We start from the raw sequence: 14,364 nt of genomic DNA, 5'->3' as shown, positions 1-14,364 counted from the left end.
CTGAGGGGGGGTACCGAAACCCTGGCAGCGAGTGACGGCACCAGCAACGAATGGCGAGAAGAATTGCGCTAAACCTGAGGTTCCCGGCCAGTAGTCGGGAGCGGTCCTCGCCCGTGTCGTCCCGGCCGGGACGCTGCTGCCGCGATGGCGGGAAGCGTCCCCCGGCCGGCGCCCGCCGCTTGCCGGTCCGTCGGGTACGGCACTAGCTTCGCCTCGCACCGGCGCCCCGGTGACCTTGGTACCAGCGCGCAGCGACATCGACGGACCACCAGTGGGAGCGCCAACGTGAAGATCTTCGTCTCCTCCGACATGGAAGGCACCACGGGAGTCGTCGACTGGTCCCAGTGCCGGGCCGAGGAGTCGGCCGCCGAATACGCCTACTACCGGGGCCTGTTGCAGCACGAGGTCAACGCGGCGATCGACGGGGCGCGAGCCGGCGGCGCGACCGCGTTCCTGGTCAACGACTCGCACGGGCGGATGGCCAACCTGCGTCCGGACGCCCTCTCGGGACGGGCCCGCTATCTGTCCGGCCGGCACAAGCCCCTCTACATGATGCAGGGCCTGGACCCGTCGTTCGACGCCGTCTTCTTCGTCTCCTACCACGGTTCGATGGCGGGCTCCCCGGCCGCGCTCTCGCACACCTACAACCCCCGGGCCATCAGCGAGGTGCTCCTCAACGGCATCACCGCCGGGGAGAGCGCGATCAACGCCCTGGTGGCGCTGGGCCACCGGGTACCGGTCGCGCTCATCACCGGCGATGACACGACGGCCGCCGAGATCGCACCGTTCTGCCCGGACGTCCGCAGCGTCGTCGTCAAGTCGTCCGTCTCCCGGTTCGCGGCGGACAGCCTGCACCCCGAAGACGCCCGCGAGTTGATCCGCCGGGCCGCCCGGGAGGCCGTCCGCGCGCTGCCGGAGACCGGCCTTCCGCGCATCGCGCTGCCGGCCACGCTGACCGTGCGGTTCCGCAATCCGGACCTGGCCGACATGGCCGCCTGGATCACCGGCGTCGTCCCCGTCGACGCCGTCACGGTCCGGCTCACGGACGAGGACCCGGTCCGCCTCTACCGGCGGTTCGTGACCGTCGTCCTCCTCACCCGGGGCATCGCGGAGTGAGGAAGGCGGCTGCCGACACCCGGATCCCGCAGGTCTGTTGACGTACCGACGCCCCCTCCGCTGAGGTAGGCGCTGCATACCGTCGGCGGAGGAGAACCCATGCGCATACCGCGATTCCCGGAGCCCGGGGCGACCGGCTCGGTGACCATCCGGACCACGCCCGAGGACGCGTACCGCGTCATCAGCGACCCGCCCGTGATGGTCCGGTTCGCCGAGGAGGCGCATCGGGCCCGGTGGCTGGGGGGCGCCGGGACCGCGGCGGTGGGTGCCCGCTTCCGCGGCTACAACCGCAACGGTGTCCGCCGCTGGGTCACCACCTGCCGCGTCACGGACGCCGACGCGGGCCGGCGCTTCGCCTACGAAGTGGCGGCGTCACCGCTCCGCATCCCCATCTCCCGCTGGCAGTACGACATCGAGCCGACCGCCGAGGGCTGCACCGTCACCGAGACGAACTGGCTGCGGGTCCCGCAGTGGTTCGTCCCCTTCGCCATCGCGATCACCGGCGTCTCGGACCGCATCGGGACCAACGAAGCCCACATCACCACCACCTTGCGGCGCCTCAAGACGCACCTGGAGCCGTAGCGCACGAGCCCGCGGGTCGCCGGATTCGGGCGAACAGCGCCGGGTCGACGGCGTCGGCGAGGGCTCGGGCACCGGCTCCTCCCGGATGGACGCCGTCGCCCGAGTCGTACGCCGCGGCCAGCCGGGCCGGGTCGTCCGGGTCCGCGACCGCGGCCGCGAAGTCCACGACGGGCCAGTCCCGTTGGGACCTGATCGCGTGATTGGCCTCCTGCCGGATGCGCTCGTTGCCCTCGGTCCGGAACGGCGCGAGGGTGCTGCCGCCGAAGGGGGTGATGGTGCCCAGGACGGGCCGGAAGCCGTGCTGCCGGGCGCGCGAGGCCAGTGCGAGGAGCCCGCCGGTGATCTCGTCGGCTGCCGGGGGCCGTTCGCCGAGCAGGCCCGGCAGGGCGATGTCGTTGGCGCCGCCCATGATGATCACGTGGGTCGCCTCGGCGACACCGAGGACGTCACGCCCGAACCGCTCCCCCATCGAGGGCCCGAGTCCCGTCCGCAGCAGGCGGTTCGCGCCGAGCCCGGCGTTCAGCACCACGGCGCCGCCGGCTCCCGCGGCGTGCAGCCTGCGCTGGAGGTGGTCGGGGTAGCGCTGCTCGCGGTCCGCCGGGGTGCCGTCGCCCCTCGTGATCGAGTCGCCGTACGCCACCACGACCGGACCGCGCGCCAGTGCGTCGACGAGTACGCGGGCGATCCAGTGCAGCGAACGGAACGGTTCGGCGCCGGCCGGTCGCGGCCGGGCACAGCGGGGACGACCGGCATCCGGACACCTCCGATCTGCGACTGCCGAAAGTCCTGGCGGCACTGGCCGATCCGGTGCGGCTGACGGCCCGCAGCGCATCCTCACCGTCCGCCGCGCGGACCTGGACGCCTGCTTCCCGGGGCTCCTCGCGGCCGTCCTCGCGACGCCTGCGGAGTTGACGGGCGCGCTGTAGGGCGTCACCACGGGGAGCACCGGGCCCGTCGGCACGGGGCACCGCGGCGAACCGCGCGGGGAAAGGCCCTCCGTCAGCACCGGACGGCCCCCGGCAGGGCGGCAATACGGCAGCGGTCCCCGGCAGGCCGTGTGACCGTCCTGCCGGGGACCGCTGCCGCGCGATCAGCGTGCCGCGCTCACGCGCCGGCCGCGGTGACGACGGCGTCCGTGGCGAAGCCGAGGATCAGGCCGAGGAAGATGCAGCAGGTGGTGAGGTTCTTGAGACCGGTCTTGCGGGCCACGGCGAGCAGTTCGATCACGACGTAGAGGATCGAGCCGGCGGCCAGACCGAGAAAGGCGATCGACAGGGTGTCGTTGACCAGGTGCTGGCCGACGACGGTGCCGATGAAGGTCGGGCCGCCACCGATCAGGCCGAGCAGGAGCAGGGTGGTCCAGGAGGGGCGTTCGCCCTCCGCCGCGAGCGGGGCGACGATGCCGAAGCCCTCGGTGGCGTTGTGCAGGCCGAACCCGATGATGAGCAGGACGGCGAGCGAGAGTTCGCCCTGCGCGGCGGAGTTGCCGATCGCCAGGCCCTCGGCGAAGTTGTGCAGCCCGATACCGGTCGCGATCATCAGCGCGAGCGAACCGGCCTGACTGCGCTGCCGCGGCGCCAACTCGGTGGCCGCCGCGGCGCCGGGGCCGGCGGGACGCCCGGCGGCCTGCCGTCGGCGGGCCATCCAGCCGTCGTAGTACACGAGCCCCACCAGCCCGATCGCCAGCCCCGCGACGAGCACCAGCCCGCCGGACGCGACCGGCCCCCAGTGGTGCTTGCTCAGCCCCTCGTCGATGGGCTCCCAGGCATGGGTCAGCACATCCCACACCAGGAAGATCAGAATGCCGATGGCGACGGCGTTCAGCCCGGCCTTGAGCCGCGGAGTCGGCGTACGCAGCCGGCCCAGTGGCAGACCGAGGTAGATGGTGAAGCCGGCGATGGCGCCGAGCAGGGCGATGTTCGTGCTGGACATGACGGGGACTCCAGTCAGCATGCGCGGGGACGACCACAGACAGTAGGTCAGGCAAGGCTCACCTAACAGCCTCACGGGTCGGTTTTGGGAAACCTTGGCGAATTCATGGACCGCAGCCGGGCGTGTTGCGGACCAGTGGGCGGCTGGAGGCAGCAGAGGGCGAAGTCACCTCCTTCACTCCATCCCGGACACCCTCTCCGCTAATCAAGTTTGACTAGCATCTTCGCGGACTCTACTCTCTCCTCACTAGTCAAAGTTGAAGACTGCTCATCGAGCACTACCCAAGGAGCCCCTGTGATCGTTCTGCCCGACACCGGGTACGTCCCCACCGACGAAGACCGCACGAGCCTGGACGACTGGTTCGCGGAGTACGACGCGCACAGCGCGCGACGGAAGATCGAGCGGATGGCCGACATGGCGGTGTTCCCGCTCAACCTCGTGAGCGACGACTCGGCCGGCAACGGCCGTACGGCGCAGTGGAACCGGGAGCAGTTCGTCGCGACGATGACGCGGGTGATGGGCGAGGGCGGCGAGGACATCGCCTTCCGGTCCACACGGACGCCCGTCTTCCTCTCGCCGTCCCTGGCCGTGATGTTCAGCGATTCGGCCATGACGGTGGGGGGCCGGACCCGGCAGTTGCGCTATGCCGACATCCTGGTCAGGCGGGACGGCGTCTGGGCGTTCCAGACCATGATGCAGAGCGGCTGGGGCGACAACCTCTAGCGGTACACCGTCGCCGACCGCGAGACGCTTGACCTGATGGTGGCCGTGCTCCGGCTCAGGCCCGTCATGTTCGTGGTGTTGGCGCCCCCGGTGGAGGTCTGCCGGGAGCGCAATGCCACGCGGGCGGCGGTGGCGCGCGTCGACTACGACGTGGCACCGTTCTACCGGGCGATGGAAGAGGAGTTGGCCGGGGTCGGGTGGTGGCTGGACAGTGCGGGGCTGACAGCCGAGCAGACGGCCGCGGCGATCGCGGCGGGGGCTCATGACAAGGCCGTCGTCTGAGGTGAGGGGCGGGGAGCGGGATTGAAGGGGCAGACGGTCACCAGCCGGCAGCGTGGCGATCGGCCGCCACTGGCGCAGGCCGCGTTCGGGGTCGGCGTCATCGTTCTGGACGCGGACGGCAGGGTACTGCTCGGGCGGCACCGGGCCGGGACGTGGGAGCTTCCCGGCGGCAAGGTCGAGCCGGGTGAGAGCGTGCAGGCCGCCGCCGCACGCGAGTTGGCGGAGGAGACCGGGCTGCGCGCCGAGCCGGCCGCGGTCCGGGTGTTCGCGATGCTGCACGATGCGGTCCACGGCCTGAACCGCATCACGATGGCCGCGGTCCTCACCGCGTACGACGGTGTGCCGTACGCGGCCGAGCCCGAGCACGTCAGCGCGTGGGAATGGCGCTCCCCGGCCGGTCTGCCCAGCCCGCTGTTCACGCCCTCCGCACAGATCCTGGCGGCCTGGCGCCCGGACCTCGACATCGTGTTCCCGGCGGCGCACCGGTTGCCCGTGACGGGAGTCGACGGCGATGCGGTCGACGGCGACGCGGAAGGTGACCGGCCGCGTCGGGTACCGGGGCGTCGGCCCGGGGACGCGTGAACCGGCGGCGGACGCGGCTCTCCCGGCGCCTCGTCGAAGGGGCAGTCACGTAGCGGCGCTTCACGGGTCGGCGGGGTCGTCGGCGCCGTCTCCGGGTGGCCCGGGGACGTCGAGCCGGCTGAGGGTGATGTCGGGGAAGGCGTACGGGGCGATGGGCCGGTTGGCCTGGACCAGCCATGCCTGGCCGGTGTTGCCCGTCTCCAGGATGGTGGCGACGGCCGTTGCCACCCGGTCGGGGTCGGCGACGGCCAGTCCGAGGGCGTCGACGGCGTCGCGCTGGGGTGCCACCAGGCGGGTGTCGACGATGCCGGGGCACACCGCGTTGACGGTGATGTGGTCCTGGTGCGTGTGCAGGGCGAGGGAGCGGGTCAGGCCGATCAGGGCGTGTTTGGCCGCCGAGTAGTACAGATCGCGCGACGGCGCCAGACCGGCCAGGCTGGAGGTGATGACGATGGCTCCGCCGCCGCGGGCCGTGAGATGCGGGAGCGCCGCGTTGGCGCCGTAGACGACGCCGTCGAGGTTGACGCGCATGGCCTGGCGGTAGCGCTCCGGGTCGAAGTCGGCGCCGAGTGAAATGCCCCCGGGGACACCGGCGTTGAGGCAGACGACGTCCAGGCCGCCGAACCGCTCCACTGCGGCGGCGACGGCGGCGCGGTTGTCGTCCGGCCGTCCGACGTCGGTGCGGACGAACAGGCTGCCGGTGGTCCCGGCGAGGTGGGTGCCCCGCTCCACATCGGTGTCGGCGATCACCACATGGTCTCCGGCGGCCGCAAAGCGCCGGACGATGGCCGCTCCGATGCCCTGCGCGCCGCCGGTGACCAGTACGACACGGGGACGGGCCATCGGTTCAGCCACGGCCGCGCACCCGGGCGAGGGCGCCGCTGCGGCGGCCGTACACCATCACGACGGCCTGTGCCAGGCAGAGCATCACGACCAGCGCCACCACGCCGAGCGAGGGAACGCTGTCGACCGGGAGCGTATAGGCCATCACCACGCGGGCGACGGCGTCGAGCAGGAACGCACCGCCCCAGGCCACGCTGGACACCGTCAGCCACCGGCGGACGACGGGGCTGCCGTGCCAGAGGCACTCCAGGCGCCGCGCCATGCCGGGCGGTGTGACCTTGACGGCGACGTCCAAGAGGAAGGGGCGGGCCAGCGCCAGGGATCCGAGGATCCACAGCCCCAGCGCCGCGGTGATCCAGCTCTCCCGCGCCAGCAGCACCCGGGGGTCACCGGTGACCATGGCGACCAGTACGGACAGCAGCATGGCGGCGAGCACGAACAGCGCGGTGGGGTCGGCACGCCGCTGCCGCACCCAGGTCAGGGCGAGGCCGGCGAGCGGTGCGATGCCGGCGAGGACCAGCGACAGCCACTGGCCGGCGCCGGCGGCCCGGCTGCCGTAGAACACGCCGAGGGGAACCACGACATCGAGCGCCAGCGCCGCCCCTGCGCGCCCGCCCGGCGCTCCCCCGCCGCGCGTTCCCCGCGGCTGTGCCGCCTCGTCGGTGACCCCGCGGTCGGTGCGAAGGTCGTGTGTGTGGTCCATCCCTGACTCCCCGTCGTGTGGTTGGGCGTTCTCGGCGCGCGGGCTCATGCCCGCTCGTCCTTCGCTGTGGCGCGGCCGAACAGCTGGACCAGGTCGCGGGCGTAGCCGTCCAGGTCGAGTTCGGGCAGCGCGCCGAGCTGCGGTCCGATCGCGTCGATGGACGCGCGGATCGTCATCGCCATCGTGCGGGTGGCGAACTCCCCGAAGTGGCCCTGCTCCTGGCCGCGCCGCAGGATGTCCTGGAGTGGCGCGAGGCTGTCGCCGTAGACCGACGCGTCGAGCGGCAGGAGCCGGGAACGGCCGTCCTCGTCGGTGAAGTTCATCGCGATCGAGACCAGCGCCCTGACCCGGTCGCGGTGAGTGGCGATGTACTCCACGTTGGCCTCGATGTAGGCCCGCAACTCGTCGGCAGGCGTGGGCTGCCGGCGTGACCGCTCGGCCATGAACTCCGCGCCCTGCCGCGTGACCACGGCCAGGACCTCGTGGATCAGCGCGTCGCGGGTGGCGAAATGGTAGAAGATCGCCTGCTTGGTGATTCCCGCCCGCCGCGCGATCTCGGCCAGCGACGCCCGGTGCAACCCCAGTTCCGCTATCGCCTTGATCGCACAGTCCACCAGTTGCGCACGCCGCGCCTCCTCGATGAAGGTCCGTTCCTGCTTACCGCTCGCTCTGTTTTTTGACCGCACGGTAAAAACGTAGCATGCGTCGACCCGGGTGGTTGACCAAATCGGTTTCCACGTCGTGCCGTTGGCGGCAGTCGGGGCCCGGGGGGGCGGCCTCAGCCGGTGGCCGGCTCGTCGTCCGGCGCGGGCGGCAGGGCCAGGCAGAGGGCGTCGAGGGCGCCGCTGAAGGCGTGCTCGGGCGGGGTGCCGTAGCCGAGGACGAGGCCGTCGTGGGCGGGCATCGGGCTGTCGGGGTGGCGGTAGGGGGCGAGGCCGTTGAGGGCGAGGCCGAGGCGGTTGGCGGCGCGCAGGGACTGCCGCTCGGTGCCGGGCGGGAGGGCCAGGACGGCGTGCAGGCCGGCGGCGATGCCGGTCACCCTGATGTGCGGGGCGTGTCGGGCAAGGGTGGCGAGGAGCTGGCCGCGGCGCCGACGGTAGATCTGCCGGGTCCGGCGCAGGTGGCGGTCGTAGGCGCCGCAGGCGAGGAAGTCGGCGAAGGTGAGCTGCTCCAGGGAGCCGCACCACAGTTCACGGGCGCCCTTGGCGGCCAGGAGGGCGTCGACGAGGTGGTCGGGCACGGCCATCCAGCCGATGCGGAGGGCCGGCGAGAGGCTCTTGCTGAGCGAGCCGAGGTAGACCACGCGGTCCGGGTCGAGGCCCTGGAGGGCGCCGACCGGTTCGCGGTCGTAGCGGAACTCGCCGTCGTAGTCGTCCTCCAGCACCAGCCCGCCGGTGGTGCGGGCCCAGTCGACGACGGCCGCCCGGCGCTCGGCGTGCAGCGGGCCGCCGGTGGGGAACTGGTGGGCGGGGGTGAGGAGTACGGCCCGGGCGGCGGTGCCGCGCAGTGCGCCGACGTCGGCGCCGTGGGCGTCCACCGGGAGCGGGACGAGGTCGCGGCCGGCGGTGGTGAGCAGCGAGCGGTGGAAGTCGAGGCCGTACGACTCGACGGCCACCGTGCCGCGCAGGACGGTGCCGAGCAGGGTCAGGGCCTGGGCGACGCCGGTGCAGATGATGACGCGGTGCGGCGCGGTCCGTACGCCGCGGGCGCGGGCGAGGTATTCGGTGAGCTGGGTGCGCAGTTCGATACGGCCGCGCGGATCGCCCACGCCGAAGGCGTCGTTGGGGGCGGCGGCCAGCGCGCGGCGGGCGGAGGTCTGCCAGGCCGCGCGCGGGAACTCGGCGGCGTCCGGGGAGGTGGGGGTCAGGTCGTAGGCGGGGCGGCGGGGTGGCGGGGCGGAGCGGTGGGTGCGCTCCTGCGGGAGGGGGGTGCCGCGCCGGGCGACGCGGGTACCGGATCCCTGACGTGCCGTCAGCCAGCCTTCGGCGACGAGTTCGCCGTACGCGGAGCCGACGGTGTTCGGGGCGACGCCGAGGTCCTTGGCCAGGCTCCGGTATGGGGGGAGCCGGGTGCCGGGGGTCAGCCGGCCGGTGCCGACGGCCTCGCGCAGGGCGCGCATGAGTTGCGCGCGTTTGGGGCCGGGGCCGGTGAGTTCCAGGTAGAGGTCGGTACCGAGGGCGGAGGCGGCGGCGGTCTGCGCGGCCTCCACGGGCGCCGTTCCGGACGCCGCCGGCGCCCCTTCGGCCTCGTGCCCGGCGTCGCGCACCGCTCCTCCGCCCCCGTCGGTCGACCGCATCGATTGCCCCAACTACCCGCTACGGAAATGCACCATACCGTGGGGCTGATCCACGCCTACCGTTCTTGGCATGACAGCACACATGACAGCACAGGAGATCGCCCAGCCCGTCCGGATCCCGCAGCGGATGAACTTCACCGGCGTCGCCCCGAAGGTCTTCAAGGCCGTCCTCGCCCTGGACGCCGCGGCCCGCGAGGGGCTCGACCCGGTGCTGCTGGAACTGGTGCAGATCCGCGCCTCGCAGATCAACGGGTGCGCCTACTGCCTCGACTACCACACCGGTGACGCCCGCCGGGCAGGCGAGTCCGAGGACCGGATCTACCAGCTCGACGCCTGGGCGGAGTCCAGCCTCTACACGGCGAGGGAGCGGGCCGCGCTGGCGCTGACCGAGGCGGTGACCCGTCTCCCGGAAGGCGTTTCGGACGCCGTGTACGACGAGGCGGCCCGCCACTTCGAGGAGGCGGAGCTGGCGCATCTGATCGCGCTGATCTTCACCGTGAACACCTGGAACCGGATGAACGTCACGACACGCAAGACCCCCGGTACCCGCTAGTCCCCCGCTCCCCCTTCGCGCGGTGGCCGACCTCGCCGTTCCGCACGGCCGGCCACCGCCCGCGGTACGTCCCTCTGTGGCGCGGCCGGGTGCGCCGGTCAACCGGCCGTGGCGCGCCGGGACTTCGCCGTCACGGTGATGCTGACGAGGGCGAGGACCGTGACCACCGCGGCGAAGGCCGTCGCGGCGGTGCCGAGCGAGGTGGCGGTGACCAGGAGGCCGACGCCGATCGCGGGAACCGCCAGGCCCAGGTAGGCGGCGACGAAGTAGCCGGAGACCAGTTCGCCGGCACGGCCGGCCGGTGCCTGGGCCACGACCAGCGCGAGACCGGAGCGGAACGCCACGCCGCCGCCGGCGCCGGCCACCGCCGCGCCGAGGAGGAAGAGCGGCAGGGACGAGGCCGGCAGTGCGGCGACGATGGCGGCCAGGCCGAGCGGGACGACCACCATGCCGGCGATGGCACCGGGGCGCGGCGCCAGCCGGGCGGCGGCGAGTTGGGCCAGCCCGGCGCAGCCGAAGGCGCAGCAGACGACCGTGCCGGCCATGACGGGGCTGGTGGTGTGCAGGCCCTCGGCCAGGAACTTGCCGGCGAGTGCGGAGAGCAGGCCCAGGACCGCGAAGGAGCCGAAGACGGCGACGGCCGCCGCGGTGAAGGCGGGGCGGGCGTCGGCAGGAACGGCGAGGCGTTGCGGGCGGAGGCGGACCGCGGCCGCGTCGCCGGTGCGCACGGTTTCGGGGAGGGCCAGGACGAGTGCGCCGGGCAGCAGCAGGACGGCCAGCACGGCGTACGGGGTGACCAGGGGGTGCGGGGCGTAGCTGATGAGGAGGCCGGAGAGCAGCGGGCCGACACCGAGGCCGACCATGTTGGTGACGGCGGCGACGAGGGCGGCGCGGGGCGGCCGGGGGTGGAGTTCGCCGAGGTAGGCGGTGGCGGCACCGGTGGTGAGACCGACCGAGATGCCGGAGAGGACGCGGCCCGCGAGCAGGCCGGGGAGGGTGGGGAAGGCCGCGAAGACGGCGCAGCTGAGGATGCCGGTCGCGACGGCGGGGACGAGCACCCTGCGGCGGCCGATGTGGTCGGAGAGGCCGCCGGCGAGCAGCAGGGGGCCCAGGATACCGAGGGCGTAGGCGGCGAAGACCAGGGCCACCAGGAGCGGGGAGAGGTGCAGGCGCTGGGCGTAGAGGGGGTAGAGCGGGGTCGGGAGGGTGCCGCCGAGCATGACGGTGAACAGGAGGTAGGTGACGGTGAGGAGGGCGGGGTAGGGCGACTTGTGACGGGTGGTCCGTGTCCCGGAGGGGGCCGGGCGGGGGTGGGTGGCGGTCGGGTTGTCCGTGGTCATCTGGTGCGGCTTCCTGGCCGGGTGTGCGGCCGTTGTGGTGGGTGGCGGGTCCCCCGCCGTGGCGGTTGCCGGGCCGGTGCCGGGTGCCGGCGTCAGGCGGCGGTGGCGGGTCCCGGCCGGGTCGTCAGGTAGGTGCGGACGCCGCGGCCCGGGGTCTTGCGGCCGAGGTGGCCGTGGGCGACGAGCTGTTCCAGCAGGGGTGCGGGGGCGAACTCCGGGCGCCGGCCCGAGGCTTCGTACAGGTGGCGGGTCACGGTGAGGGCGACGTCCGTGCCGACGGTGTCCAGGAGCCGGGTCGGGCCGACGGGCTGGCCGCCGACGGACTTGAGCGTGGCGTCGAGGAGGGCGGGGCTCACGGTGCTGTCGGCCAGGAGGCGCAGCGCGTCGTTGAGGTAGGGGAAGAGCAGGGCGTTGACGAGGAAGCCGGTGCGGTCGGTGCAGTCGACCGGGGTCCTGCCGAGGCGGGCGAGCACGGTGCGGGCGGTGGCCAGGGCGGAGTCGCCGGTGGCGGGGGTGCGGACGAGTTCCACCAGCGGCATGGCCGGGGCGGGGTTGAAGAAGTGCAGGCCGAGGACGTCGGCGGGGCGCCCGCTCGCCGCGGCGCACTCCCGCACGGGCAGGCTGGAGGTGGTGGTGGCCAGCAGAGTGCCGGGACGGCAGACCGTGCCGAGTTCGGCGAACAACTCCCGTTTGGCGGTGAGGTCTTCGGCGATCGCCTCGACCACCACATCGGCCCGGGTGAGCGCGGTGCGGTCGGCGGTGGCCGTCCAGCGAGCCAGCGCGGCGGCCGGGTCCGGGCCGTCCGCGGCGGTGCGGAGCAGGGCGAACTCGACGGCCTCGGTGGCGGCCGCCGCCTTCTGCGGCGTACGGGCCAGCAGCACCGTGCAATAGCCGCCGCGGAGGAAGACCTCGGCGATACCGGTGGCCATCGTGCCGGAGCCGACGATGACGGCGGTGGCGGGTGAGGGGTGCGGCGGCTTCCGGGCCGCGCCGTCCTCGTCGTGGTCGTAGCCGTGGCCGTCGCGGTGGGCGTGCCCTTGCCCGGGTCCCCGCCCCCGGCCGTCGTCCTCCGTACGGGGTTCGCCCCCCTTGTAGTAGCCGCGGCCCGCCTTCGTGCCGAGGGCGCCCGCGGCGGCCATCCGGCGCAGACCGGGCGGGGGCGCGAAGCGGGGGCCGAGGCGGCGGTGGAGCCCTTCGAGGACGGCGAGGGCGGTGTCCACGCCGATGGCGTCGAGGGTGCGCAGGGGGCCGTCGGGCCAGCCGCAGCCGAGTCGGACGGCGGTGTCGAGGGCGGCGCGGCCGGCGTAGCGGTCCGCGTGCATCCAGGCGGCCTGGTTGAGGAAGGCGAAGACCAGTGCGGGGGCGATGCCGCCCGGCAGGTCCGGGGTCCGGTGGGTGGTCAGACCGAGGTGGTGGAGCAGCGCCAGGGCGGTGCTCAGGTGCTGGTCGGGGGTGTGCGGTGCGGTGGCCACCTCGACCGCGGTGAGCGGGTCGGCCCGGAGGAAGCGCACGGCGGTCAGGCCGAGTTCCGGGGTGCCGGTCGCGTGGGCCAGTTCGGCCGCGGTGAGGGTGAGCGCGGTGGTGAGCGCGGGCGCCCGGGTGGCGCGGTGTTCGGCGAGGGCCTTCAGGACGGCCCGTTTGGTGTGGGCGTGTTCCGGGACGGCCTCGATGACGGCGTCGGCGACGGCCACGGTGGCGAGGTCGTGGGTCACCTCGACACCGGTGCCGGCGAGCCGGTGGCGGGCGCGGGACGCCGCCGCCGGATCCGCCTCGATGCCGAGGGTGCGCAGGCCGGCCGCGGCGCACCGGCGGGCCAGGGCGGAGCCCGCGGTGCCGAGGCCGGCCACCGCCACCGTCCGCGGGAGCGTGCCGGGTTGCGGTTGCGTCGGCGTGTGCATGGGTGTGGTTCCCCGTTCGTTCGGCGTGGTCAGGCGGCGGTCAGGACGAGTGCCGCGTTGTGGCCGCCGAAGCCCAGCGAGGTGCTGACGGCCACCTGGAGGTGTGTCGTACGGGCCGTGCCGGTCACCACGTCGACCTCGACCTGCGGGTCGAGGGTGGTCGCGTTGGCGGTCGGCGGGACCACGCCGTGGCGCAGTGCGAGTGCGGTGTAGGCCGCTTCGATGGCGCCGGCCGCGGCCAGGGTGTGGCCGGTGACGCCCTTGGTGGAGGTGACGGCCGGCCGGGAGCCGAGGACGCGGTGCAGGGCGCGGGATTCGGTCAGGTCGTTCATCGGCGTCGAGGTGCCGTGGGCGTTGACGTGGTCGACGTCGCCGGGTGCCACTCCGGCGTCGCGCAGTGCGGTGCGCAGGGCGCGGGTCATGCCGGTGCCGTCCGGGTCGGGGGCGGTGGCGTGGTGGGCGTCGGAGGAGGCGCCGAAGCCGGTGAGGTGGGCGTAGCGCCGGGCGCCGCGGGCCCGGGCGTCGGCCGCGCGTTCCAGGACGAGGACGCCGGCGCCCTCGGCCGCCACGAAGCCGTCGCGGTCCGCGGCGAACGGGCGGGACGCGGTGGCGGGGTCGTCGCGGCGGGCCGAGAGCGCGCCCATGCGGGAGAGTCCGGTGAGGGTGGCCGGGCTGATGGCGGACTCGGTGCCGCCTGCGAGGACGATGTCGCAGAGGCCGGCGGCGAGCCAGTCGCGGGCGATGCCGAGGGCGGCGGCGCCGGAGGCGCAGGCGCTCGCGGTGACCAGGCTGGGGCCGTGGATGCGGTGGTCCATGGCGAGGTAGCCGGCGACCATGTTGACCATGGCCATGGGGATCATCAGGGCGGACACCTCGTCGGGTGCGCCGTCGTAGTACGTCCGGTGCTGCGCCTCGAACGTGGCGGTGCCGCCGAGGGAGTTGCCCATCACCACGCCGACGCGGGTGCCGTCCCAGCTCTGCGGGTCGTGGCCGGCGTCGGCGACGGCCTGGCGGGCGGCCACCATGGCGAGCTGGACGAAGCGGTCCAGCCGCCAGGCGGTGCGCCGGCCGAGCAGGGCGTTGGCGTCGAAGCCGGGGACGCGGCAGGAGAAGTCGACGGCGAGGCCGGCGAGTTGCGGGTCGGGGGCGGCGGCGGAGCGGCCGGCGCGGATCCGCTCCCAGTTGGCGTCGGCGCCGATGCCCGCGGGGGTGACGAGGCCGAGGCCGGTGATCGCCACGTCCCGGTGCGAGGCCGTCATGCCGCGGCGCCCTTCGCGGCGACGACGGCGACGGCGTCGTCGATGCGGAAGGAGGACTGGAGGTCGCCCTCGGCGAGGACGACGCCCAGTTCCTTGCGGACGAGGAGGCTCAGCTCGACGAGGATCAGCGAGTCGATGTCGAGTTCGTCGAAGGTGGCGCCGGCCAGGATCTCGTCCTCGGGCAGCCCGAACTTCTCGCTGAGGAGGGAGATGAGACGGGGCTTGATGTCGGCGGGGGCGAGGGTGGTCATGTCG

Annotated in this window: 16 protein-coding genes; 6 read left to right on the top strand and 10 right to left on the bottom strand. The window is 73.7% G+C overall.

Features of this window, described 5'->3' with window-relative positions:
* Positions 1-285: 285 nt before the first annotated feature.
* Together GR130_RS15260 and GR130_RS15255 are read left to right on the top strand one after the other, a co-directional pair.
* Positions 286-1,116, top strand: coding sequence for a M55 family metallopeptidase (locus GR130_RS15260; protein ID WP_236573030.1), 831 nt, complete (start codon positions 286-288; stop codon positions 1,114-1,116).
* A gap of 99 nt (positions 1,117-1,215) precedes the next feature.
* A complete protein-coding gene (locus tag GR130_RS15255) occupies positions 1,216-1,698 on the top strand; it encodes an SRPBCC family protein (RefSeq protein ID WP_159505238.1) in 483 nt (160 codons plus the stop codon).
* On the opposite strand, the gene GR130_RS15250 is transcribed toward GR130_RS15255, so the two are convergent.
* Together GR130_RS15250 and GR130_RS15245 are read right to left on the bottom strand one after the other, a co-directional pair.
* Positions 1,676-2,341 (bottom strand): GDSL-type esterase/lipase family protein, encoded by a 666-nt coding sequence (locus GR130_RS15250; protein WP_159505237.1) that lies wholly within the window; start codon positions 2,339-2,341, stop codon positions 1,676-1,678. The two genes, GR130_RS15255 and GR130_RS15250, sit on opposite strands and share 23 nt — an antisense overlap.
* 461 nt (positions 2,342-2,802) lie before the next feature.
* Positions 2,803-3,630, bottom strand: a complete 828-nt coding sequence (locus tag GR130_RS15245) for a ZIP family metal transporter (protein ID WP_159505236.1) — start codon at positions 3,628-3,630, stop codon at positions 2,803-2,805.
* 294 nt (positions 3,631-3,924) lie between these two features.
* Here GR130_RS15245 and GR130_RS15240 point away from each other — a divergent pair, with 294 nt between their 5' ends.
* From GR130_RS15240 to GR130_RS15230, 3 genes are read left to right on the top strand one after another with little or no spacing between them, the layout of a single operon-like run.
* A complete protein-coding gene (locus tag GR130_RS15240) occupies positions 3,925-4,353 on the top strand; it encodes a nuclear transport factor 2 family protein (protein WP_159505235.1) in 429 nt (142 codons plus the stop codon).
* 36 nt (positions 4,354-4,389) lie between these two features.
* Positions 4,390-4,635 (top strand): hypothetical protein, encoded by a 246-nt coding sequence (locus tag GR130_RS15235; protein WP_201304893.1) that lies wholly within the window; start codon positions 4,390-4,392, stop codon positions 4,633-4,635.
* Positions 4,636-4,656: 21 nt separating this feature from the next.
* Positions 4,657-5,217: a nucleotide triphosphate diphosphatase NUDT15 gene (locus tag GR130_RS15230; protein WP_159505234.1), complete on the top strand. Its 561-nt coding sequence runs from the start codon at positions 4,657-4,659 to the stop codon at positions 5,215-5,217.
* 60 nt (positions 5,218-5,277) lie between these two features.
* Here GR130_RS15230 and GR130_RS15225 read toward each other — a convergent pair whose 3' ends face one another.
* The 4 genes from GR130_RS15225 to pdxR all read right to left on the bottom strand — a co-directional run bounded on the left by GR130_RS15225 (position 5,278) and on the right by pdxR (position 9,059).
* Positions 5,278-6,072 carry an SDR family NAD(P)-dependent oxidoreductase gene (locus tag GR130_RS15225; RefSeq protein WP_236573029.1) on the bottom strand — a complete coding sequence of 265 codons (795 nt, stop codon included), beginning with the start codon at positions 6,070-6,072 and terminating at the stop codon, positions 5,278-5,280.
* Entirely contained in the window at positions 6,065-6,763 is a 699-nt protein-coding gene (locus GR130_RS15220; protein ID WP_159505233.1) for a VC0807 family protein, read from the bottom strand. Before GR130_RS15220 ends, GR130_RS15225 begins: the two co-directional genes overlap by 8 nt.
* A gap of 44 nt (positions 6,764-6,807) precedes the next feature.
* Positions 6,808-7,449, bottom strand: coding sequence for a TetR/AcrR family transcriptional regulator (locus GR130_RS15215; protein ID WP_159505232.1), 642 nt, complete (start codon positions 7,447-7,449; stop codon positions 6,808-6,810).
* A gap of 92 nt (positions 7,450-7,541) precedes the next feature.
* Positions 7,542-9,059, bottom strand: coding sequence for a MocR-like pyridoxine biosynthesis transcription factor PdxR (pdxR, locus tag GR130_RS15210; protein ID WP_443043604.1), 1,518 nt, complete (start codon positions 9,057-9,059; stop codon positions 7,542-7,544).
* Positions 9,060-9,186: 127 nt separating this feature from the next.
* Here pdxR and GR130_RS15205 point away from each other — a divergent pair, with 127 nt between their 5' ends.
* Positions 9,187-9,612: a carboxymuconolactone decarboxylase family protein gene (locus tag GR130_RS15205; RefSeq protein WP_159509989.1), complete on the top strand. Its 426-nt coding sequence runs from the start codon at positions 9,187-9,189 to the stop codon at positions 9,610-9,612.
* A 98-nt stretch (positions 9,613-9,710) separates the two neighbouring features.
* On the opposite strand, the gene GR130_RS15200 is transcribed toward GR130_RS15205, so the two are convergent.
* The 4 genes from GR130_RS15200 to GR130_RS15185 form a co-directional block, all read right to left on the bottom strand.
* A complete protein-coding gene (locus tag GR130_RS15200; RefSeq protein WP_159505231.1) occupies positions 9,711-10,952 on the bottom strand; it encodes an MFS transporter in 1,242 nt (413 codons plus the stop codon).
* A gap of 92 nt (positions 10,953-11,044) precedes the next feature.
* Positions 11,045-12,850, bottom strand: coding sequence for a 3-hydroxyacyl-CoA dehydrogenase family protein (locus tag GR130_RS15195; protein ID WP_159505230.1), 1,806 nt, complete (start codon positions 12,848-12,850; stop codon positions 11,045-11,047).
* Between the two features lie 29 nt (positions 12,851-12,879).
* Positions 12,880-14,109: a beta-ketoacyl-[acyl-carrier-protein] synthase family protein gene (locus GR130_RS15190; RefSeq protein WP_201304892.1), complete on the bottom strand. Its 1,230-nt coding sequence runs from the start codon at positions 14,107-14,109 to the stop codon at positions 12,880-12,882.
* Positions 14,106-14,360 carry an acyl carrier protein gene (locus GR130_RS15185; protein ID WP_159505229.1) on the bottom strand — a complete coding sequence of 85 codons (255 nt, stop codon included), beginning with the start codon at positions 14,358-14,360 and terminating at the stop codon, positions 14,106-14,108. Before GR130_RS15185 ends, GR130_RS15190 begins: the two co-directional genes overlap by 4 nt.
* Between the last annotated feature and the right edge of the window lie 4 nt (positions 14,361-14,364).

This window comes from Streptomyces sp. GS7 (assembly GCF_009834125.1).
Classification (GTDB): Bacteria; Actinomycetota; Actinomycetes; order Streptomycetales; family Streptomycetaceae; genus Streptomyces.
This window is presented reverse-complemented; position numbering and strand designations above follow the sequence as displayed.

Bases quoted from the DNA above. Each gene is read 5' to 3' on its own strand.
- GR130_RS15255 (WP_159505238.1), top strand. From the start codon at position 1,216: ATGCGCATACCGCGATTCCCGGAGCCCGGGGCGACCGGCTCGGTGACC.
- GR130_RS15245 (WP_159505236.1), bottom strand. From the start codon at position 3,630: ATGTCCAGCACGAACATCGCCCTGCTCGGCGCCATCGCCGGCTTCACC.
- GR130_RS15235 (WP_201304893.1), top strand. From the start codon at position 4,390: ATGGTGGCCGTGCTCCGGCTCAGGCCCGTCATGTTCGTGGTGTTGGCG.
- GR130_RS15220 (WP_159505233.1), bottom strand. From the start codon at position 6,763: ATGGACCACACACACGACCTTCGCACCGACCGCGGGGTCACCGACGAG.
- pdxR (WP_443043604.1), bottom strand. From the start codon at position 9,059: ATGCGGTCGACCGACGGGGGCGGAGGAGCGGTGCGCGACGCCGGGCAC.
- GR130_RS15205 (WP_159509989.1), top strand. From the start codon at position 9,187: ATGAACTTCACCGGCGTCGCCCCGAAGGTCTTCAAGGCCGTCCTCGCC.
- GR130_RS15200 (WP_159505231.1), bottom strand. From the start codon at position 10,952: ATGACCACGGACAACCCGACCGCCACCCACCCCCGCCCGGCCCCCTCC.
- GR130_RS15195 (WP_159505230.1), bottom strand. From the start codon at position 12,850: ATGCACACGCCGACGCAACCGCAACCCGGCACGCTCCCGCGGACGGTG.
- GR130_RS15190 (WP_201304892.1), bottom strand. From the start codon at position 14,109: ATGACGGCCTCGCACCGGGACGTGGCGATCACCGGCCTCGGCCTCGTC.
- GR130_RS15185 (WP_159505229.1), bottom strand. From the start codon at position 14,360: ATGACCACCCTCGCCCCCGCCGACATCAAGCCCCGTCTCATCTCCCTC.